The 20,307-nt window shown below is 72.9% G+C and carries 16 protein-coding genes and 1 pseudogene; 5 read left to right on the top strand and 12 right to left on the bottom strand.

Annotated elements, in window-relative coordinates; translation table 11 throughout:
* Positions 1-38: 38 nt before the first annotated feature.
* Both R2737_06195 and R2737_06200 read right to left on the bottom strand, forming a co-directional pair.
* On the bottom strand, positions 39-1,058 hold the full coding sequence (locus R2737_06195) for a PHP domain-containing protein (GenBank protein ID MEZ5115842.1): 1,020 nt from the start codon (positions 1,056-1,058) through the stop codon (positions 39-41).
* Positions 1,059-1,216: 158 nt separating this feature from the next.
* A pseudogene (locus tag R2737_06200) lies at positions 1,217-2,251 on the bottom strand (MFS transporter).
* Positions 2,252-2,521: 270 nt separating this feature from the next.
* Here R2737_06200 and R2737_06205 point away from each other — a divergent pair.
* Positions 2,522-2,728: a dodecin domain-containing protein gene (locus tag R2737_06205; protein MEZ5115843.1), complete on the top strand. Its 207-nt coding sequence runs from the start codon at positions 2,522-2,524 to the stop codon at positions 2,726-2,728.
* A 16-nt stretch (positions 2,729-2,744) separates the two neighbouring features.
* On the opposite strand, the gene R2737_06210 is transcribed toward R2737_06205, so the two are convergent.
* Positions 2,745-6,179, bottom strand: a complete 3,435-nt coding sequence (locus tag R2737_06210) for a hypothetical protein (protein ID MEZ5115844.1) — start codon at positions 6,177-6,179, stop codon at positions 2,745-2,747.
* 86 nt (positions 6,180-6,265) lie between these two features.
* The gene (locus R2737_06215; protein ID MEZ5115845.1) at positions 6,266-6,769 is read right to left on the bottom strand and encodes an OsmC family protein; all 504 of its coding nucleotides are present in this window, start codon (positions 6,767-6,769) and stop codon (positions 6,266-6,268) included.
* A 65-nt stretch (positions 6,770-6,834) separates the two neighbouring features.
* Here R2737_06215 and R2737_06220 point away from each other — a divergent pair, with 65 nt between their 5' ends.
* Entirely contained in the window at positions 6,835-7,203 is a 369-nt protein-coding gene (locus tag R2737_06220; GenBank protein MEZ5115846.1) for a hypothetical protein, read from the top strand.
* Between the two features lie 40 nt (positions 7,204-7,243).
* Positions 7,244-9,466, top strand: a complete 2,223-nt coding sequence (locus tag R2737_06225) for an FUSC family protein (GenBank protein MEZ5115847.1) — start codon at positions 7,244-7,246, stop codon at positions 9,464-9,466.
* Here the strand turns inward: R2737_06225 and arsM are convergent.
* Positions 9,423-10,286: an arsenite methyltransferase gene (gene arsM, locus R2737_06230; protein MEZ5115848.1), complete on the bottom strand. Its 864-nt coding sequence runs from the start codon at positions 10,284-10,286 to the stop codon at positions 9,423-9,425. The two genes, R2737_06225 and arsM, sit on opposite strands and share 44 nt — an antisense overlap.
* A gap of 448 nt (positions 10,287-10,734) precedes the next feature.
* Between arsM and R2737_06235 the strand changes: the two genes are divergently transcribed.
* Positions 10,735-11,673: a hypothetical protein gene (locus R2737_06235; protein MEZ5115849.1), complete on the top strand. Its 939-nt coding sequence runs from the start codon at positions 10,735-10,737 to the stop codon at positions 11,671-11,673.
* 10 nt (positions 11,674-11,683) lie between these two features.
* On the opposite strand, the gene R2737_06240 is transcribed toward R2737_06235, so the two are convergent.
* From R2737_06240 to R2737_06250, 3 genes are all read right to left on the bottom strand, one after another.
* Positions 11,684-13,369, bottom strand: a complete 1,686-nt coding sequence (locus R2737_06240) for an MFS transporter (GenBank protein MEZ5115850.1) — start codon at positions 13,367-13,369, stop codon at positions 11,684-11,686.
* 163 nt (positions 13,370-13,532) lie between these two features.
* Positions 13,533-13,664: a hypothetical protein gene (locus tag R2737_06245; protein ID MEZ5115851.1), complete on the bottom strand. Its 132-nt coding sequence runs from the start codon at positions 13,662-13,664 to the stop codon at positions 13,533-13,535.
* A 146-nt stretch (positions 13,665-13,810) separates the two neighbouring features.
* On the bottom strand, positions 13,811-13,969 hold the full coding sequence (locus R2737_06250; GenBank protein ID MEZ5115852.1) for a hypothetical protein: 159 nt from the start codon (positions 13,967-13,969) through the stop codon (positions 13,811-13,813).
* A 181-nt stretch (positions 13,970-14,150) separates the two neighbouring features.
* On the opposite strand from R2737_06250, the gene R2737_06255 reads away from it, so the two are divergent.
* A complete protein-coding gene (locus R2737_06255; protein ID MEZ5115853.1) occupies positions 14,151-15,161 on the top strand; it encodes an EamA family transporter in 1,011 nt (336 codons plus the stop codon).
* A 12-nt stretch (positions 15,162-15,173) separates the two neighbouring features.
* On the opposite strand, the gene R2737_06260 is transcribed toward R2737_06255, so the two are convergent.
* From R2737_06260 to R2737_06275, 4 genes are read right to left on the bottom strand one after another with little or no spacing between them, the layout of a single operon-like run.
* Entirely contained in the window at positions 15,174-15,908 is a 735-nt protein-coding gene (locus tag R2737_06260) for a hypothetical protein (GenBank protein MEZ5115854.1), read from the bottom strand.
* A gap of 55 nt (positions 15,909-15,963) precedes the next feature.
* The gene (locus R2737_06265) at positions 15,964-16,893 is read right to left on the bottom strand and encodes an NmrA family NAD(P)-binding protein (GenBank protein MEZ5115855.1); all 930 of its coding nucleotides are present in this window, start codon (positions 16,891-16,893) and stop codon (positions 15,964-15,966) included.
* A complete protein-coding gene (locus R2737_06270) occupies positions 16,890-18,344 on the bottom strand; it encodes an HAD-IB family hydrolase (GenBank protein MEZ5115856.1) in 1,455 nt (484 codons plus the stop codon). The genes R2737_06265 and R2737_06270 overlap by 4 nt, the downstream gene beginning before the upstream one ends.
* A gap of 1 nt (position 18,345) precedes the next feature.
* The gene (locus tag R2737_06275; GenBank protein MEZ5115857.1) at positions 18,346-20,199 is read right to left on the bottom strand and encodes a 1-acyl-sn-glycerol-3-phosphate acyltransferase; all 1,854 of its coding nucleotides are present in this window, start codon (positions 20,197-20,199) and stop codon (positions 18,346-18,348) included.
* Positions 20,200-20,307 lie beyond the last annotated feature (108 nt).

A 20,307-nucleotide genomic window follows, 5' to 3' on the forward strand; every position in this document is an offset into this window, starting at 1 on the left:
GGCCAGGGTCGTCCGGCACTCCCCGCGCACTCGCCGCGTCAGCGCCGTGCCGTCCAGGACAGGACCTCGTCGACGGTCCACGTCGTGACGATGCGCTCGGCCGTCGCCCCGCATGTCGCTGCGCGTTCCACGCCGTACGGCTGCCAGGCGAGCTGTCCGGGCGCGTGCGCGTCGGTGTCGATCGCCAGCAGCAGCCCGGCCTCCACGGCGGCACGCAGGATCCGACGCGGCGGGTCCAGCCGCTCGGGCCGGCAGTTGACCTCCAGCGCCACGTCGAAGCGGCGACAGGCCTCGACCACGATGTCCACGTCGAACTCGGACTCCGGGCGGGTCTTGCCGCCCGCCACCATCCGGCCGGTGCAGTGACCCAGTACGTCCACGTGCGGGTTCGCGACCGCCATCACCATCCGACGCGTCATCGCCTCGCGGGGTGACCGGAGCTTCGAGTGCACGCTGGCGACCACGAGGTCGAGTCGCGCCAGCAGGTCGTCGTCCTGGTCGAGCGTGCCGTCCTCGTGGATGTCCACCTCGATCCCGGTCAGGTAGCGGAACGGCGTGAGCTGCCTGTTGATGTCAGCGACCACGTCGAGCTGCCGCTCCAGCCGTTCGCGGGTGAGCCCGCGCGCGACGGTCAACCGGGGGCTGTGGTCGGTCAGGACGGCCCAGTCGTGTCCCAGTTCGGCGCACGCCACGGCCATCTCCAGCGGCGGGCTCCCGCCGTCGCTCCAGTCGCTGTGGGTGTGGCAGTCGCCGCGTTGCGCGGTCAGCAGTGCGCGGCCGTCGTCATCCAGGCCGTCTTCGGGCGAGGGCCGTGCCTCGAGCTCGGCGAGGTACGCCGGGACCCGACCCGCGGCGGCCTCGATGGCCACCGCCGCGGTCGTGGGTCCCACGTCGGAGAGGTCGGTGAGGGTCCCTGCAGCGATCCGGCGTCGAACCTCCTCGGGTCCGGCGTCCTCCAGAGCTGCGGCTGCCCTTCGGAACGCGCGGACGCGGTAGCTGCTGGCGTTCTCGCGCTCGAGCAGAAACGCCACGCGACGCAACGCGGGGACCGGGTCCACGGTCCGACGCTACGAGACCGGCACGGGTGCGCGGGCGGTGAGCCGTGGCGCGGCCACCCCGACGACCAGCAGGGCGATGCCGCTGGCGAGCAGGATGGCCCCGTAGCCGGACGCGTCGAGCAGCTTCCCGAGAGCAGCCGTGCCGAGGCGCTTCCGACGAACAGCGAGAAGGCGAACAGTGAGATCGCCGTCCCCGGTGCACGAGGGTCCAGCGAGGTCGCCCGGGTCTGCAAGGTGGTGTGGCACAGCGCGAATCCGACGCCCAGTGCGATCACGGCAGGGATCACCGCCTGCCACCTGCCGACCAGCAGGATCAGCAGGAACCCCGCCGCCATGAACGCCGCACCGACGGCGATCAGTGCGTTCTCCGAGGCGCGGGCGGCGATGCGCTTCATCAGCCGGCTCGTCACGAAGATGGCGGCGCCGTCGAGGGTGAGGATGAGGCCGACGATCACGAGGGACAGCCCGTACTCGTTGTGCAGCAACGCTCCCAGGTAGCCGGTGCCCCCGATGATCGCGGCGCCCTCGAGCATCACGAAGCCGTACACCATCCACGCGCGTCGGTCGCGGAGGAGCCGTCGGTGCCCGGCGAACGGCGAGCCGGTCGGCGCCGTGCCAGCCACCGCCCCGCGGCGAAGCCAGAGCGGCACGATCAGCACTGCCGCGAGCGCAGCATCGATCACGAACATCGCCCGCCACGACAGCAGGTCCGCGACGATCCCGCCGATCGCGGCCCCCAGGATCTGGCCCAGGGCGACGGCGGCCAGCAGCGTGGCGATGACCGGCTGCCGGTCGGCGTATGGAACCAGCGTGCCCACGGTCGCCAGTGCGAGGGGGAAGAAGGCGGCCGCGACCGCACCGGCCAGGAACCGCAGCCCGATGAGTGCGCCCAGGTTGGGGACGAACGCGGTGACGGCCAGGACCGCGGCGAGCACGATGGCCGCGACCGACATCACCCGGATCGCGCCCACCCGGTCCGACAACGGCCCGTACGCCAATTGGAACGTCCCGTAGGCGAGCAGGTAGACCGTCAGCGCGATCCCGGCGAACGCCACGGTGGTGCCGAGGTCGGCGGCGATGTCCGGCAGCGTGGCCGTCATCACCCGGCCGTCGGCCATCACCACGAAGATCATCAGGGTCAGGACAGGGAGCAGGCGGGGCGGCATGCCCGGCGGCGCGGCAGGTTCGGTCATCGTCCCTGGCCGGCAAACCCGTGCGGGGGCCCGGCCCCTCCTCCCCGGACACTATGGCGCTGCGGGGAGGCCCTGGTCCGGGAAACGGGGTGGGCGTACCGCTGTGGTGCCGGTTCCGTGAGCCACAGCTCACGGAACCGGCACCACAGCGGTACGGATCGGAGCTCAGAGGCAGCCGCGGACCCGCACGGGGGCGCCCGGGGGGTATGGACGGTGGCGTCGGGACGCGGAAGAGTGCTGGAGAGACACCGTCACAGCGAAGGGAACGCCATGAGCGTCTACCGGGTCATCGACGTGATCGGGACCAGCTCCGCGTCGTGGGAGGAGGCGGCGGCGGAGGCCATCACGACCGCGGCCGGCTCGCTGCGCGACCTGCGGGTCGCCGAGGTGACCGCCCAGGACGTCGTCGTCGGCGACGACGGCGGCCTGGTGTACCGCACCAAGATCCAGCTGTCGTTCAAGTACGAGGCCGAGTAGGCGCGCCGGTCCGGGTTCACCCGGCGGGCAGCCGGGTGCGTACGACGAGCGCACGCACGTGGCCGTCCCGGCGGAACACGTGCGCGCTCAGGTCCGGCCCCAGGCCGGCGCCCTCGATCCGGGTATGGCCGCCCCGAGCGTCCGTCACCGTGATCGAGTCGGAGTCGCCGGGAGCCACGGGGACGAGCACGACCGGGGTCTGGCACAAGGTGAACGCCAGGCCGCCGGCCGGCACGTCCACCGTGCCGGGCCGGCCGTCGACATCGACGTAGCCGAACGCCCTCGGGTCGCGCAGCGGTTCGGCACCGCGCAGCAGCGCGGGGTCGAACTCCAGCGAACCCTCGGTGACACGCACCCCGAGCTCGCCGAGCCTGGTCAGGAACTCCTCCTTCACCTGCCCCGTCATGCCCGGCTGTTGGGCCCCTCGTCCCGCCGGGGTGTGCGAGTACGGGTCGGTCGGGAAGGCCCCGTAGGCGGACGGGGTCTTGTTGAAGCCGATCCCGGCCCGCACGTCCTCGTAGGCATCGGCAAGGGCGCGCACGAGCGCCGGGTCGGCGTCCGCGGACCGGGCCCACCAGTAGTTCTCCTGCACTGCCAGGAGCAGCTTGGACACCATGTGCCAGTAGATGCTGCCCAGGCCCTCGTACGCGAAGAACGTGCCCGAGCGCCCGGTGAAGGAGGAGTGGTCGAACACCTCCTCGAACAGGTCGACCACGCGCTGACCGTCGCTGTCGACGAGGTCGGTCAGCTCGGGGTCCGCCCGTAGCGCGTCGAGTGCCGCGCGCACCGACCCGGCGTTGCGGAAGTCGCCGTGGAAGTGCAGGACGCCGTCCGGCCCGGGCACCAGCACGCTGGTGTCGCCGCGCTCGATCAGCCTGCGCGCCAACGGGATCGCGGTCACCTGGTCGGCCGGTACCTGGTTCTTCCCGAGGAAGCCGGGCAGGTCGCGGTCGGGGTAGAGCAGGTAGCTGTGCTGGTCCGCGCGGTACAGGTCGCTGGCGCGCAGCGCCCGGAGCAGCGTCACCGCCTCCCCGGCGTCGAGCAGGCCCGACGACAGCACCGCCACCTGGCCCTCCAGCATCGGATAGAGGTGGCCGACCGATGCCGTCCCCGGCCCGAGCCGGAGCACGTTGTAGGAGTGGAAGAGTCCGTCCACCCGGCGGTTCGCCGCCAGCGTGTGGTCCACGTACGCGAGCGCGTCGGCCAGCAGCGCCATGGCGTCGGTGACCGGTACGTCGACCCGGGCGGCGGAGAGGCCGGAGGCGTAGACGCGGGCCCGGTAGTCGTCCCCAGCGCGCCCGAGCGCGTCCATGAACTCCCGCCGTGCCGTGTCGTCGAACCCGTCGACCAGCCGAGGGCGGTTGCGCGCGAGCACCGCGGCCACGCCCGAGAGCAGCCCGGCGACCTCGGGGGTCAGCGTCACGCTGCCGCTGGCCGGCTCGAACAGGGTTCTGAGGAAGGTCACCATCCGGCGCAGCTGCGCGGCCGTGACCACGGACAGGCCCTTGCCGACCAGGGCGTTGTTGGCGTCATTCCACTCCGGCCGCTGGGTGTTCATCCAGATGCCGCCCCCCGGCACCAGGTTGCCCAGCTTCACCAGGACCAGCAGCAGCAGCTTCTCGGCGAGCGAGACGTGGACCACCCGTCCGTCCGCGTCGTGCACCAGGGCACCGTCGGTCCCCTCCGCCGCGATCCGCGCGGCCACGTCACGATCGCGGGCCGCGTCGAAGTCGATCGTGCTGTACGGGTCGGCCAGGACCTGCTGGTACGGGCGGATCCGGTACGGGACGTCGGCGTAGCTGAACACTTGCGCGGACAGCAGGTCGCGGAGCGCGCCCGGGTGGAACCGCGCGGAGGTCTCCAGCAGGCGCTGCAGGTAGACGATCTGGTGGTCGCTCCAGTAGCCGATGTGCGCCCACGGGTTGTCCGGCTCCGGCACCTCCCACTCGACCCCCTCGCGCGTCACGCGGTACGGGTTGTAGCCGTCCACGGTGGTGGCGTCGACGAAGCGGGCGACCATGCCCTCAACGAAGCTGGGGAAGGACCAGGCGAGCGGCTCCCAGTTCTGGAAGATGTCCCTCCAGTTGCCCTGGTAGTCCAGCCGTCGTGAGCCGTCCGGGTGTCTGAGGTTGATGGAGAAGCGGTTCCAGGGCCGGCTCGGGTCGCCGTGGCGGCGGCTGAACGTCAGCGGCAGGTACTCGTAGCACAGCCGCACCAGGTCGGGACTGCCGCTGCCCCGGGCGACCTCGTGGAGCTCCTCGACCGGAAGCGACTCCGGCAGGGCGGCGAGGACCTCGCCGTGCTGGTGCAGCAGGGCCGGGCGGCGGGTCCGCATGAACCTGACCAGGTCCTCGCGGTCCACGAGGTCGTTGTCGGCGAAGACCCCGCCCCGCATGATGTTGAACTCGACGTTCGCCAGGTGGTGGGCCGTGGTCAGCCGGTCGGCCGACAGCTGCATCCCGTCGGCCGATGCGACGAGCGACGTGAGGTCCGCGCGGCCGCGCGCGACGTCCTCCTCCAGCTCGGCCGCGAGCGAGGCACGGTCGCGCCGCAACTGCGCCCGCAGCGCGCCGACGCGCGGGTGGTCCTGGTCGACGTCCAGCACGACCGACCAACTCCGCTCCGTGCGCCCGGGCAAGGACAGCTCGGCGACCACGATGTAGGCGCCTCGGCGCCCCTTCACGTCCCGTTCCCCGACCACCGGTCCGCCGCGTCGGAACGACTCGTACTGCAGCTCGGACACCAGGTGCGTCGGCGAGTCCAGGCCGACCTGCCAGGCCACGGTCGCGCGCAGCGACTCGCTGGGCTCCGCCCGGTCGGTGATGGCAGCGCTGAGGGAGTACAGCCCGAGTCCGGAGTCCGGGTCCAGCTCGTCCCGCTTGTACGCGTCCAGCAGGTTGCTCAGCGTGGCCTGCATCGTGCTGCTCACCCCCGCGGGGAGCAGGTTGCGCACGCCGTCGAGCAGTCGTACGTCGCAGGACTCGCCGGAGTCGTTGCGCAGCAGGCTCGTACGGACCAGGCCGAACCGGTCGCTGGTCCGCCAGGCATACCGGAAGGTCAGCCCGAGTCCGTGGTGGACCTCCTCGAAGACCAGCTCGTCGCCGGGCACGCTCTTGTAGAGGTTCCGCCGGGTGGCCGCGTCCTCCGCTGACGCGGCGGTGAACGGCTCCCAGCGGGCGACGGCCGCGCCGCGGGTGACGAACAGGCAGGTGGTCGGGCCGGTGTTGACCGCGTTCTCGCTGACCTTGTCGTCGGTGTAGTAGGGGAACAGGGCCGACTCGGCGCTCACCCGGCCGGCGGTGAGACCGCCGGTGCTGGAGACGAAGGCCCAGTGGTCGGCGCTGCTCACCAGCGTCAGGAAGAACGGCGGCATCCGGTCGTAGTCGGAGATCCGGTAGAACTCCCGGCCCCCCAGGTCGACGAACTCGCCCGCCGGCTCGATCCGCTCCATCCCCGTCATTCTGCTGCCGGACCGCCCGCTGTGGTGCCGCTTGCGTCAGCTACAGCGCACGCAAGCGGCACACAGGGGGAGCGGGACTACGCCAGGGTGGCGGTGACCGGGGGCGAGGTCCGCAGCGTCTGGAGCACGACGCAGTACCGCTCGGTCAGCCGGAGCAGGGTGTCCCGCTGCTCCTGGGTGAGGTCGGCGTCCACCTCGAAGGACAGCCGGATGTCGCGGAACCCGACCGGCGCCTCCCGGTCCACCGCCAGCGTGCCGCGGAAGTCCAGGTCCCCCTCCGCCGAGACCGTGCCGCCTCGGACCTCCAGGCCCAGCGCGGTGGCCACCGCGGCCAGCGTGACACCGGCGCAGGCGACCAGGGCCTCGAGCAGCAGGTCGCCGGAGCAGGCCAGGCTGCCGTCGCCGCCGGTGGCCGGGTGCAGCCCCGCCTCCACCAGCGCCCGGCCGGTGTCGACCTTGCAGCTCAGCTTCTCCGCCCCGAGCTCCCCGTGGGCCCGCAGGGTCACCAGCGCCCGGTCCGGGTCCTCCCGATAGCTCTCCTTCAGCGGTGCCTGCAGCTCGCGCAGTGACGCAGCGTCCACGGTCCCTCCCCGGGTAGGCCTCGCAGCGTAGGCCGCGGGCCTCCCGGCCGGGCAGGATGCGGGGTATGCCCACCGACGGCACGCCCACCGACGGCGGGGCCGGTCACCCCGGCCCGGAGTGCGACTGCGTACTGGCGATCCACCGAGTGGACCTGCTGGACCGCGAGTACCTCGGCATGGACGACGACTTCGGCGAGGTGAGCGTCGAGACCTGCCGTCACTGCGGCACCCGCTGGGTGGAGTACCTGCTGGAGGACGAGTACGAGACGGCCTCCGGCCGGTGGTGGCGGGCTCCGTTCGACCCTGCGGACGGTCCCCGGCCGACGACCCTCACCGCGCGGTCGTACCTGGAGTCCCGGGACTGGCGGATCGTCGGCGGATCGGCCTGGGGAGGCCGGGTGCACGTGGTCCGCGGACCCGTCACGATCGACTGATCCCGGCGCGCGAGGGCTCCCGTCCCGCCAGGATGGGCCGGTGCACTTCGAGCGGCTGCGCGTCGACGACCCGGGCTACGTGGCCCTGCGTCGTGGCATCCGCATCGCCGTCGTGCTGCCGGCGTCGATGGTGCTGTGCAGCAACGGGTTGGACAACCCGGTTGCTGCTCTGTACGCCGCCTTCGGCGCCTTCGCGTTCCTGGTGTTCGCCGACTTCGGCGGTCCGCCGAAGCGACGCGTCCTGGCGTACGCCGGCCTCACCGCGATCGGAGCGGTGCTCATCGTCGTCGGCGTCGCGGCGGCGCAGACGCTGCCGACCGCGGTGCTGGCCATGGCGGTCGTGGGGTGGGGGGTGGCGCTGTCGACCGTCCTGCGCGGGTACGTCGCGGGCGGCGCGCCTGCCGCGCAGCTGGCCTTCGTGCTGTCGGTGACCGTCGGCGGCGACGTCGAGCACCTGCTGGACTACCTGCTCGGCTGGCTGGTGGCCGCGGTCCTCAGCGTCGTCGCGGCGCTGGTGCTCTGGCCCGGCGGTCGGCGCGAGCAGTTGCGCCACCTGCTGGCCGCGGCGACCCGCGACACCGCCGCCGTGGTGCGGTCGCTGTGGGTCACCGGCGCCGACGAGGCCGCCGCGCAAGCGGCGGTCGGTCGCTTGCGCGAGGCCCACCGGAAGGTCTCGCTGTACTGGGGCGGCCTGCCGTTCCGGCCCGGTGGCGCGACCCGGCGGGACCGGGCTCTGGTCTCGCTCGTCGACCAGGTCGCCCGCAGCGCCACCTACCTGGGCTGGGTCGTGCAGTCCGGCGCGGCGCCGGCGAGCGGGCTGCGTGAGTCGGACCGGGCCCTGGCAGCGGAGTCAGCGCAGGTGCTGGAGGACTCGGCGGACGCGTTGGAGGGCCGGGGCTCGCCACCGGATCTGGACCGGCTCCAGGCCGACCGTGAGCAGCACCTGCGTGGCACCCAGGAGTGGATCGCCACGACGGACCTGCCGCCGGACCGGATCGTGCAGGAGTTGGAGGCGATGCATCCGCTGCGCATCTCGTCCTACCTCGCCGCGTTCACCGCGGGCGACACGGCGGCCGCGGTCGGAGTCGGACCCGGCGGCGACATCGTCGCTGTCCGGCACCAGCCCACGTCGTGGTGGCAGGCCGTGCGGAGCCAGCTGGCGCTGCGCTCGCCATACCAGCGCAACGCGTTGCGCGCCGGCCTCGGTCTGGCGCTCGCGGTGCTGGTGGCCGGGCTCACCGGCGTGCAGCACGGCTTCTGGGTCGTGCTCGGGACGATCTCGGTGCTGCGGACCGACGCCCGTGCCACCACCAGGACGGCGCTGAGCGGCATCGGCGGAACCACCCTCGGCTTCGTGATCGCCACCGCGGTGCTGTGGCTGGTCGGGGACAACCAGACCGTGCTGTGGCTGCTGCTGCCGATCACTGCGGCGCTGGCCGGCTGGGCACCCGCGGCCGTGTCCTTCCCGGTCGGCCAGGCTGCGTTCACCCTGGCCATCCTGATCATGTTCGCCGTCCTCTCCGGGCCTGACCTGGGGACCGGCGTCGTCCGGGTGGAGGACGTCGCCCTGGGCGCCGCGGTGTCCCTCGTCGTCGGGCTGGCGCTGTGGCCGCGGGGAGTCGTGGTGCTGCTGCGGCGCTCCGTGGCCGTCGCCTACCGCGGGAGCGCGGACTACCTGGTCGCCGCCCTCGCGCGGCTGTGCCGGGTGCCCGACGCGGAGCCGGAGGACGACGTGCCGGCCGCCCGTCGGCGCGGCGACGAGGACGTGCAGACGGCCCGGGACGTCTTCGAGCAGGCGATGGCCGCAAGAGGGGGGACCCTCGGGCACGCGGTGACCTGGGGTCGGCTGATCTCCGGCTCCGAGCACGTCATGGCGGTGGCGGACCTGCTGGCCAACCTCGGGGCCCGCGGCTACCAGGTGAACAGCCGCGCGGAGGCCGACGAGGTGCTTCTCGGGGCGCGGGACGTGCGGGCCGCGCTGGACGGGGTCGCCGATCGGCTGGAGTCCGGGGGCTCCGCCCCGGGGGTTCGCCGGGCGCGGGGCGGGGACACCGACGACCCCGGCGGCGACGTGGCACCGGCGCCGATGGCCGTCGCGGACCGGCTGGTCGGCCAGGCCCGGGACCGGCTGGCGGCGGGGGACCGCAGCCTGGGGATCACCGTCGACGTCTGGGTCGCCGACTGGCTACGGCACATTGCCTGGGTCGGGGACCGCGCGCTCAGCCGGACGTCCGTGCTCCGGCCGGCCGGCGGGCCCGGATGAAGGCCCCGCTGACCGCGCCGTCGAGGTCTCGTACGAGGTCGTCCAGGGTGGTGCCCGCCGGAAGGTCGGCGGGATCCATGCCCTCGGCCAGCGCGCGCAGGCCGTCGGCGTCGTAGACCTGCGTGGTCTCGACCTCGGCCGCCTCGAACCCCGCGCGCGACAGACCGGCCACGTAGTCGTCACGGGTGAGCGCGCCGGCCACGCACCCGGTCCAAAGCCGCACCACGCGCTCGGCGCCCGGGGGCAGCGGCCGGGTGAGCACGATGTCGCTCACGGCGAAGCGGCCGCCGGGCCGTAGCACCCGGAACGCCTCGCGGAAGACGGCCTCCTTGTCCCCGGACAGGTTCACCACGCAGTTGGAGATGACCACGTCAACCGTGGCGTCGGGGAGCGGGACCGCCTCGATGGTCCCGGACAGGAACCGCGCGTTGTCGACGCCCGCGGCCCGACGGTTCGCCTCGGCGAGCTCGAGCATCTCCGCGGTCATGTCCACGCCGTACGCCATCCCGGTGGGGCCGACCCGGCGGGCGGAGAGCAGCACGTCCAGGCCGCCGCCGGAGCCGAGGTCCAGCACGTCCTCGCCGGGGGACAGCTCGGCCAGCGCGGTCGGGTTCCCGCACCCGAGCGAGGCCAGCAGCGCGCCCTCGGGGACGGCCTCGCGGTCGTCGGCGCCGTACAGGGTGGCGCCGAACGGGACGTCCACCGGCCCGGCGGCACCGCCGCAGCAGCCGCTGGCCGTCCGGGCCGCCGCCGCGTAGTGCTCCCGCACCGCCCGTCGGAGACCGTCGGGTGTCGTCGGCGTGGTCGCCCGGTTCGTCATGGCCGCCTCCAGCCCTAGATATCGACCACCGTAGATATCGATATATGTCAATGTCAAGGGTCGATGGTCCAACGGCACTGCCGGTCGGCGAGGCGGGGGCGGACCGTGGAGGTGCGGGGTGCCGACCCGCCGCGGCACCCCACGGGGGGTGGGGATGCGCCCGATCCGGGCAACGCGTGCGACGTCGGCTGCTCTGCGCGTCTGCGTCGCTCTCGGCGTAGTCGCTGCCGTGTGCTCGTGCTCCGGCCCAGCCGCCCCGTCGACTACGCCCGGCGGTGCTGCGCCGACCGGCGCTGCAGCGACCTCGGTCCTCCCCGGGGCGGTGCCCGCGCCGGAGCCCGGGGGCGTGGCGAGTTGCCCGCCCGGCACGGACCCTGACCTCGCCGGTCCGGTGACGCAGGTCCGACCGCGCCCGGCATCACCGGCCTGGGTCGGGGACCTGCCCGCCGTGGTGATCCCGCGTCTCGGGGTCGTGCTCGCGCTCGACACCCGCAGCGCCACCACCTGGGGCCTGGACCTGTGCACGAACACCTGGCGGCTGATGCACCCCCACCGCGAGCCGATGCTGGAGGAGTCGGGGGAGGTCCGCCTCCTGTACGCCGAACACCTCGACGAGGTGGTCGCGCTGGCCGGCAGCGTGGACCAGTGGGTCTACTCGGTGGCCGAGAACTCGTGGAGCCTGCTCAGCGGCTCCGCCTGGGTGCAGCCGGTGGACGGCTGGCGGTACACGCCGGACCTGGTCTACGACCCGGCCCGTGACCGCATCGTCGCCCGGGACAGCACCTGGGGCGGGCAGCTGTGGTCCTACGACCTGGCCAGCATGGCGTGGGAGGAGGTTCCCGTCCGCGGCAGGTCTCCGCGCGACCTGGAGCTGCCCGGGTCCGCCGAGGTGGCGTCGGCGATGGCGTACGACCCCGCCGTCGACGGCTACGTGCTCGCGATGGTGCCGGTCTGGCCCGAGTCGGCGCGGACGGCCGCGACCTGGGTGTTCGACCCGGACTCCCGCCGGTGGCTGCGACGGAGTGCGGCGCCACCCCGGCTCACGTTCACTTGGATCGGCACGGTGGTCGACGTGCCGGTCGCGTACGACGAGTCGGCCGGACGCACGGTGATCATGAGCCCGATGGGCGGCACCCCCCTCGCCCTGTACGACGCGGCCGGGGACCGGTGGGAGGTCCGTGACGGCGAACCGGGCTGGGGGGCGGCCGGCGCCTCGCGAGAGGGTTACCAGATCCTCTACGACCCGGTGAACGAGCGCCTGGTGGTCCTCGGTGGACTCGAGGCGCACGGAAGCGAGGACTACGAACCGGCTTCGTCCGTCTGGGCGTACGACGTCGCGCTCGACGAGTGGACGGTGCTGGTCCCCCCCGACAGCGGCTGGCGCTGACCGGGTCCGCTCAGCCGCGCACCTCGACGCCGTCGAGCGCCTCAGCCGTGGGGGCGCCCAGCGGGGCCGGCCGCGGGGTCATCGAGCTCACCGGGTGGTCGTTCGCGACCGCGTCGCGCGGCCCGCTGCGCCGCAGCAGCACCAGCGCGATCACCGCCCCGAGGAGGACCAGGGTCGCCGACAGCTTCAGCGAGGTGCCCAGCGCGGAGACGAAGGCCTCGCGCAGTGCATCGGTGACGGGCGCGGCCCGGGTGCCGGCGATCGCGTCGAGGGCCTTCTGGGCCGACGGGGCACCGGCGAGCACCCCGTCGAGGGTCTGAGCCTGGTCGGACGTGATGGTGATGCCGGTCCGGCCGACCAGCTCCACCGTGTTGCTCGCCTGCAGCTGGTTGAACAGAGCACCGGTCACGGCCACGCCGAGGGTCGCCCCGAGCCCGCTGAGGGTCACCAGCAGTGCCGCGGCGGACCCCGCGTGGTTCTGCGGCACCGCGTTCATCGCGGCCAGGTTCATCGGGGTCAGCGCGACGCCGATGCCGAAGCCCATCAGCGCCGTGGGCAGCCACAGGTCCGCGTACGTCGTCTGCACGTCCATCGTCGAGATCCAGAAGACCGACGCCGACATCAGCAGCAGCCCACCCACGATCGGCGGCATGGGGCCGACCTTGCCCGCGATCCGTCCGCCGATCGGGGACGCGATGACCATCAGCCCGGTCAGCGGGAGCAGCAGCACGCCGGTCTCGACGGGGGAGTAGCCGAGCATCTCCTGCAGGTACAGCGGCAGGAAGAACAGCAGCGAGCCGAACGAGAAGTCGATGACGAAGACCGTCGCGATCGCTCCGGTGAAGTTGCGGTGGCGGAAGAACGAGAAGTCGACCATCGGGTTGGTGCTGCGGCGCTCCACGACCGTGAAGGCCGCCGCGAGGACCACGGCCAGGCCGAACAGCACCAGGATCGCCGGGGAGCTCCAGCCCCAGGCCGCTCCCTGGATCAGCGCCAGGGTCAGGGCGGTCAGGGCGGTCACCGACAGCACCGCGCCGGCGACGTCGACCCGGCGGACCGCGTCGGGATTGCGGGACTCCGGGGTCCAACGGGCGGCGAGCGCCGCGATGAGCACGGCCACGACGAGGTCCACGCCGAAGATCCAGCGCCAGCTCAGTGCGCCGGTGAGGACGCCGCCCACGAGGACGCCGATCCCGGAGACCAGCTCGGTGGCCGCCCCCCACATGCCGATGGCGAAGCCGCGGCTGGCACCGGTGAACATCTGCGTGATCAGCGCCATCGACGACGGCATCAGCAGCGCACCGCCGATGCCGGAGACCGCGATGCCGGCGATGAGGACCGGGGTGTCCGGCGCCACCATGGACGCCGCCGAGCCCAGCGCGAACAGCGCGCATCCCGACAGCAGCGCCCGCTTGCGCCCGAAGACGTCCGCGATCTGCCCGGCGACGATCAGGAACGCCGAGAACGGGATGTAGAACGCCGTCACGGTCCACTGCAGTTCCGCCAGGGAGGTGTCGAACTCCTGGTGGATCGTGGTGAGCGCGACCACGATCGCGGCGGTCGGCAGCTGCACGATGCCCGCGGCCGCGACCATCGCGGTCAGCGTCTGCCAGCGCCCCACGTGACCCGTTGCAGCGCCGGTCGTCGTGTCCGTTGCCGGGGCGTCGTCGTACGGCCCTCCGCGCGTCTCCTCCATCGGGCGACCGTAGCCCGGGCGCAGACCAACGTGGTGCTTGTTCCCCGGCCTGTGGTCCGGGCGATCGGTCCCACAGGCCTGGGGCGCGCTCGGCGTGCCGCTGTCGGGGTGCGTGGGGAGTGCCGGCTCGGCTGCCCGCCGCGCGCCAGGTTCGCAGTATCCGTCAGGTTGGCAGGGGGCCCGTCGGCATCAGCGGCTTCCCGCCGGCAACACCCTCGGCCTGGTCCTCGGGGACCTCGATGTCCTCCACCTGGTCGGCCTGCTGGTCGGTCTGCGGCTGCTTCTGGTCCGTCACGTCAGCCCCCACTCCGTACGGGCTCGGCCGCCTGGGCCGGCGGTCGGCGTGCGGCCAGGGTAGGCACGGGGGGTCGGGAGCGAAAGACCCTCATGTGGTGCCGGTTGCCTCACCTCCAGGTGATGCAAGCGGCACCACACGCGGGGCTACAGCGAGTCCCGCAAGCCCTTGCCCGGCCTGAACCTGGGGGCGCCGCCGGCGACGTCCTCGGCCTGGTCCTCGGGGACCTCGATGTCCTCCACCTGGTCCGCGCCCTCGGCCGACTGTGTGGCCGCCTGCTCCGCCGCCTGCTTCTCGTCACCCATGTCTGTCCCCCTCGTCGCGCGGGCTGACCCGACACCGGGTCGACCGGTTCGTGAGGCGCCCACGGTAGGCCGCGCAACCCTCGTTCCGGAAGAACCACTGTGGTGCCGCTTGTACGACTCCCAGGTGAGACAAGGGGCACCACAGACGAGGAGGCGACGGAGCGGGTCATAGGGTTCCGCCGTGTCCGGTCAGCCCTCCGCCGCCGGCACCCCCGGCTCGGGTACCTCCTCCGCCCGCGGGTTGGTCACGAGCGCCTCCGCCGTGGGCGTCGGGATGTACCTGCTGGCGGCGCTGCTGTTCGCGTTCAACGGCTCCCTGGCGAAGCTGGCGATGGGCGCGGGGCTGGACCCGATGCACCTGACCCAGCTGCGCAACGCCGGCGCCGCACTCGTCCTGGTCGGCTACGTCGCGGTCACGAACCGGGGCGCCTTCCGCATCCGACGCGGCGAGCTCCCCTTCCTGCTGGCGTACGGCGTGATCGCGTTCGTACTGGTGCAGTTCCTGTACTTCTTCACCATCTCGCGCCTGCCACTGGGCATCGGGACGCTGCTGGCGTTCCTCGCCCCGGTGGTGGTGGCCCTGTGGGTGCGGTTCGGCCGCGGCCAGGAGGTGAGCGGGCGCCTGTGGGGTGGCATCGGGCTCACGCTGGCCGGCCTGGCCCTGGTCGCCCAGGTCTGGCAGGGCCTGCGGCTGGACCTCGTCGGTGTGCTCGCCGGTCTGCTGCTCGCGGTCGCCCTCGCGCTGTACTGGGTGCTCGGCGAGGCGGGGCAGGTCCACCGCGACGGGGTGTCCCTGACCATGTGGGGCTTCGTCTTCGCCTCGGCGGCCTGGGCGGTGATCGCGCCCTGGTGGGGTTTCCCGTACGACGTCCTCGGCGCCGCCACGGACCCGGTCGCGGGCGGGTTCCCGGAGCTGCCGGTGTGGGCCGTGATGGTGTGGAGCGTGCTGCTGGGGACGGTCATCCCCTTCCTGCTGGTCATCGGGTCGCTGCGTCGCATCGGGGCGCAGCGGGCCGGGGTGGTGGCGACCACCGAACCGCTGTGGGCCGGCCTGATCGCGCTGGTGCTGCTGGGGGAGACGCTCACCTGGGTGCAGGCGCTCGGCGGCTGCATCGTGATCGCCGGCGTGGTGCTCGCCGAGACCTCGCGACCGGAGACGGCCGAGGAGCAGGAGATCCCGACGCCGGTGTGACGGCGAGACCCGTCAGTCCCCGCGCCCGTCGAGCCGCTGCTCGAGCCGCGCCATCTCCGCGCGCAGGTCGCTCACCTCCTGCGTGAGCCGGTCCAGTGACGCCGCTACGCCCGGCCCGGTCTCCTCGGGCGACGGCTCCTGCTCGCGATCGGAGCCCCGGCCCCGTGGTGTTCCCACGATCCAGGCGACGACCTGGGCGGTGAACATGCTCGCCGCCAACACGGCGCACACCCCGACGACGGTGGCCAGGACCCGGCCGTTGTCGGTCACCGGGTTCAGCGACCGCCCGTAGCTGACTCGCAGCAGGCTGGCGAACGCCCACAGGGCGGCGTCACCCGGGGTGCGCAGCTGCGCGTCCTCCTGCTCCTGCTCCAGGTAGACCATCGTGAGCGCCGCCACCACGCCGACGAACGCCACGAGTCCGAGCGAGAACGCGAAGCCATGGCCGGCGGCCTCGGTCCGCAGCAGCAGCACGTAGCCCACGACGAGCACGAAGAACAGCAGCCACGGGACCCCCCGGCCGACCAGCAGCCCGGCCGCCAGCCCGACCGGGTAACCCAGATGGGACAGCAGGTACGCGCGCCGGTCACGCGCCGCGGCGAGGCCGGACCACAGCAGCCCCAGCATCCCGAGCCACAGCACGACCCCGGCGACCAGCAGCCCGATGTCGACCTGGCTCCGCAGCTCCAGCGACTCCCCGGTCAGCACCACCAGTGCGTACGCGGCGTACAGCGCCAACCGCAGCACCGACCGAAGACCTTGGCCGCGATGCGGTGGGTCCGGGGCCACTGGTGGGGGGCGGTCATCCATCGGCGCCGGCCACCGGGCCCGAGAAGGCGTCGCGGTGCGCGGCGGCCCACTCCCGCACCGTCATCGCGGGCGTGCCGGTGAGCCGCTCGACCTCGTCGGTCACCACCTCGGCGCGTCCCTCGCGCCAGGCCCGCAGGTGGCACAGCACGGTCGTCTCCAGCGACTGCCGGTCGGGGGCCACGCCGTACGACAGGAGCATCGCGGCGAAGTCGTCCTCGGTCATGTCGTCGTAGGCGACCGGTCGCCCGAGCGCCTCGGACATCGCCGCGGCCACCTCGGCCATGGTCACCGCGGCCGGTCCGGTCAGCAGGTGGTTGTGACCGGTGTCCGGTTCACCGGTCAGGATCGCCGCGGTCGCGCGCGCCACGTCGTCCACGGCGACGAACCCGATCCGCCCGTCGCCCGACATCCCCATCAGCTCCCCGGCCGCGATGGCCTGCGCGTACGGCAGCAGCGAGGTCTCGAGGACGGAGTTGGGGGAGGAGAACTCGTAGGCCAGCCCGCTCGCGGCGAGGTGGTCGATGGCCCGCTGGTGCATCGTGGACAGGTGGTCGCCGGCGTGGTCCACCGCGCCGGAGAGGTAGACGAACTGCCGGATGCCCGGACCGCCGGCCGCTCGGCTGCGGGCGTCCTCCGCCACCGCGGCGTCGATGACCGCGACACCACGCTCGGTGATGTGCTCGTCCATCGGCGTCGCGTGGAAGACCCGGGTGACCCCGTGCAGGGCCGCCGCCAGCGTGTCCGGCCGGTCCATGTCGGCGGTGACGGAGCGGACGTTCGATGCGGGTGCGGTGAAGCGCGAGGCGTCGCGGACCATCGCCACGACCTCCACGTCGTCGCGACCGGCCAGCCGTGCGGTGAGGGCCCGGCCGAACATGCCGTTGCCGGTCGTGACGAGGACCGTCTCCCGCGGTCCGCTCATGTCAGCGGCTCCGGTGGTGTGGCGGGCCAGTCCGCGAGGGTGGACAGGAACATGCCGCGGACCTTCTCCACCTTGCGGTCGAGGTTCTTCGTGGTCCAGCCCTTGGTGGAGACCGGCGGCAGGACGGCGACGTCGATCGTGCCGGAACCCAGGAAGACCGAGTGGGCGGGCATGAGCTCGCCCGCGTTGCGGATGACGATCGGCACCATGGGGACGCCGGCCTGCATCGCCAGGTGGAACGCGCCCTTCTTGAACGGCAGCAGCCGCGGCGTCGCCGAGCGGGTCCCCTCCGGCGCGATCACGAGCGAACGGCCGGACTTCAGGCTGTCCACCGCGGGAGCGAGCGCGGCCTTTGCGGCGGCCGTGTTGGCCCGGTCCACGTACGCCACGTCCGCCAGCCAGCCCATCGCGGCGAACACCGGGTCGCTCTTGAGCTCCTTCTTCGCCACGGCGGTGAAGTCGGTGCGCAGCAGCGCGGCCAGGATGAGGACGTCGAGCTGGCTCTGGTGGTTGAAGGCGAACACCGCCGGCCGCTCGCGCCACAGGTTCTCCTGGCCCCAGACCTCCAGGCGTACGTCCGCCGCCGCCAGCGCCAGTTCCGACCCCACCGTGGCCGCCACGGACAGGGCCGTGCCGCGGTCGCGGTTGACCAGGCCGAGGCCGACACCGGCCGCCAGGCCGACGCCCAGTGAGGCGAAAGCGGCTCCGGTGCGGGCGATCCGGACGGGGGTGTGCCGCTGGACCTTCGTCAGGCGGGCGATCGGCCAGCCGCGCTCGCGGGCCACGGCGAGGAGCTCGTCGTCGGGGTTCAGCGGGCGTGGGTGGCCCACGACCTCCAGGTAGAGCACGTCCTCGCCGCCGTTGCCGTAGGCGTAGGAGCGCGCCAGGTCGATCCCGTGCTCGGCGGCGAACTCCTTCACCGCGGCCGCCTTGCCGGGGCCCCACAGGATCGGTCCGCGGACCCGGCCGGTGAGCAGACCCGCGTCGTCCTCCTCCGCCTCGGTGACCAGCGTGTGCTCGATGCCCAGGTCTTCGGCCGCTGCGGCCGTCTGGAAGCGGGTGGCCGACGACGCCATCACGATCGTGTGACCCGCGGCGCGGTGGGCCTCGAGGAGGACCCGCGCGTCCGGGAAGATCTTCTTGGCGATCTTGGTGTGGAACAGTCGCTGCCCGAACGCGTCGATCTCGATGACCTGCTTGCCGGCCAGCGCGCCGAGCCCGATGTCCATCAGCCGGGACACGTCCTGGCCGCGGGCCTCGACGTTGACCGTCTCGACGATGGTGTTCAGCAGTTCCCGGGCACCGACCTGGCGGCTGGTGATCCGCTCCTTGAAGTAGATCGCCGCGGAGTAGCCGTCGATCAGCGTGCCGTCGAAGTCGAAGAACGCGCCGACCTCCGGACCCTGCGGACCCGCCTCGATCTCCGCGACCAGGCCGTCGATGTCGGGCATGTCAGTCCTCCCTGCCGGTCGGTGCCGGCCGTCGTTGCGCCAGGTCCCGGATCACGCCCACCCGCTTGACGAAGGCGCGCAGCTCGGCGGCGTACGCCTGCCGCTCCAGCCGCAGCTCCTCGCCGCCCTGGCGAAGCAGGTCACGGTTGCCCGCCAGCTTCAGGGCGCCCTTCATCAGGTCCTTGCTGATCGATTCGGGCGAGTGCAGGTAGCCCTGCAGCCAGCGCTGCCGGGCCACGCCGAGCGCCTCCGACACCAGGTCGTCCTCGTCGACCGGTGCCGCGGGCTCGCGGGCGGCGAGTCGGTCGGCAGCCACGAGGTACGCCTCCAGGAACGGCCCGATCACCCGGTGCGCCAGCAGGATCCGGGAGTGCTCCAGCCCAGCGGTCAGGTCGCCGGGTTGGAGCGGCTCGGTCTCCCACCCCGGCTTGGCCATCTCACTCTCGGCGCGGATCTCCTCCGCGAACTCGCGCTTGCGGGAGAAGAAGAACTCGTACTTCAGCAGGTCGCGCAGCGCCAGCGCCGCCTGCCAGGTCGCCTCCGCCGGGTCGGCCGCGTGCTCCTCGGCGGCGGTCACGGCGGCCACCTCGGTGATGGCGCGGGCGACGAAGTAGTGGGTGATGGTGTTGCGGTAGAAGCCGGCCTCGTGCTGCCGGTCCCGGTTGATCGAGTACACCGGCTCCAGTCCGCCGTCGTACTCGTCCACGACGCCCTCGCGGACCAGAGTCCGCAGCGCCCGCCGGAGGCCCTCGGGCCGGGCCAGGTCGACGTCGGAGGTCAGCGGCAGGCGGCGCATCCGGGCGTACTCGAGGAAGGGGTCGAGCACGGCCAGGGTCTCGGCCAGGGTGAGTGCCTTGTCGTCGTTGTCCAGCAGCGCCGTGGTCACCAGGCTCGAGGGGGTGATCGGAGTCGCCTCGTTGATGCGGTGCGCGATCTCGAACGCCACCCGGGGGACCACGACTGTCGGGTCCGGCGAACCGGCCCGCTCCCGGGCGTCGTCGATGACCTCGCGCAGGGACAGCGGCTGGCCGAAGCGGACCCGGGCCCGCCCGCGCCGCCGGGATTGGGCCCGGGCGAACTTCACCAGCCAGCCGATGCTCTCCGGGCGCTTCGAGCCGCCGGACTCCTCGTACGAGATGGCGCCCACCTCGTGCTGCTGGTCGTACACGATCGCGACGGGCACGACGAAGACGTCGTTCTCCGTGGTCCCGTTGGCCAGGAACGCGTCGACCAGGTAGCGCAGGACGCCCATCCGCGGTGGGCGGAGCTTGCCGGTGCGGGTGCGGCCCCCCTCGAAGTACCACTCCAGGTTGGCGTGGATGTGCAGCAGGAAGCCGAGGTAGAGGCGCAGCATCGCCGGGTAGACCGGGTCGTCCCGGAACTGCCGGCGGATGAAGACCAGCCCGCTGCGCTTGGCGATGGTGCTCAGCGGCCACAGGGCCAGGTTGATGCCGCCGAGGATGTGGTTGGGCGGGAAGCCGCCCTGGTCCAGCGCGCTGCGGAGCACCAGCGGGTCGAGGTAGGAGCGGTGGTTCGGGAGGAAGACCAGCGAGTGGCGACGCCCCAGGGCGCGCAGCTCGGCCAGGTGGGAGGTGTCGGCGTCGACCGTGTAGGACCTGGTCAGCCAGCGGCCGAACCGGTCCCACACGTCGGTGGCGGCGTCGTCGATCTGCGCCGCCATCTCGTCCAGGCAGCGTTCGGCGTCGGCCCGGATGTCGTCGGGGGTGCGTCCGGTCTTGTCGGCGAGGTCCGCGACCGTCTCGGCGAACCGCGGAGACGCCATGATCGTGCGGACCGCGCGCCGCTCCACGGCGGGGCTCGGAATCGCGTCCGCCCCGAGGTCGGACTGCGGCACGAGGCCTCCTTCGGTCGGGCTGGTCGGGCGCGCGGCCGGCGCCCCTACCGAAGGCTATGAGGACGGTCGACTCCTGTCCTCGGGAACCGTGAGGTACGGCGCTAGCCT

The organism is Candidatus Nanopelagicales bacterium (genome assembly GCA_041393815.1).
Taxonomy (GTDB): domain Bacteria; phylum Actinomycetota; class Actinomycetes; order S36-B12; family JAWKJK01; genus JAWKJK01.

Coding starts and splice junctions, on each gene's coding strand:
- R2737_06205 (MEZ5115843.1), top strand. CDS start 2,522: ATGAGCGTCTACCGGGTCATCGACGTGATCGGGACCAGCTCCGCGTCG.
- R2737_06210 (MEZ5115844.1), bottom strand. CDS start 6,179: ATGGAGCGGATCGAGCCGGCGGGCGAGTTCGTCGACCTGGGGGGCCGG.
- R2737_06265 (MEZ5115855.1), bottom strand. CDS start 16,893: ATGAGCGGACCGCGGGAGACGGTCCTCGTCACGACCGGCAACGGCATG.
- arsM (MEZ5115848.1), bottom strand. CDS start 10,286: ATGACGAACCGGGCGACCACGCCGACGACACCCGACGGTCTCCGACGG.
- R2737_06240 (MEZ5115850.1), bottom strand. CDS start 13,369: ATGGAGGAGACGCGCGGAGGGCCGTACGACGACGCCCCGGCAACGGAC.
- R2737_06220 (MEZ5115846.1), top strand. CDS start 6,835: ATGCCCACCGACGGCACGCCCACCGACGGCGGGGCCGGTCACCCCGGC.
- R2737_06250 (MEZ5115852.1), bottom strand. CDS start 13,969: ATGGGTGACGAGAAGCAGGCGGCGGAGCAGGCGGCCACACAGTCGGCC.
- R2737_06270 (MEZ5115856.1), bottom strand. CDS start 18,344: ATGCCCGACATCGACGGCCTGGTCGCGGAGATCGAGGCGGGTCCGCAG.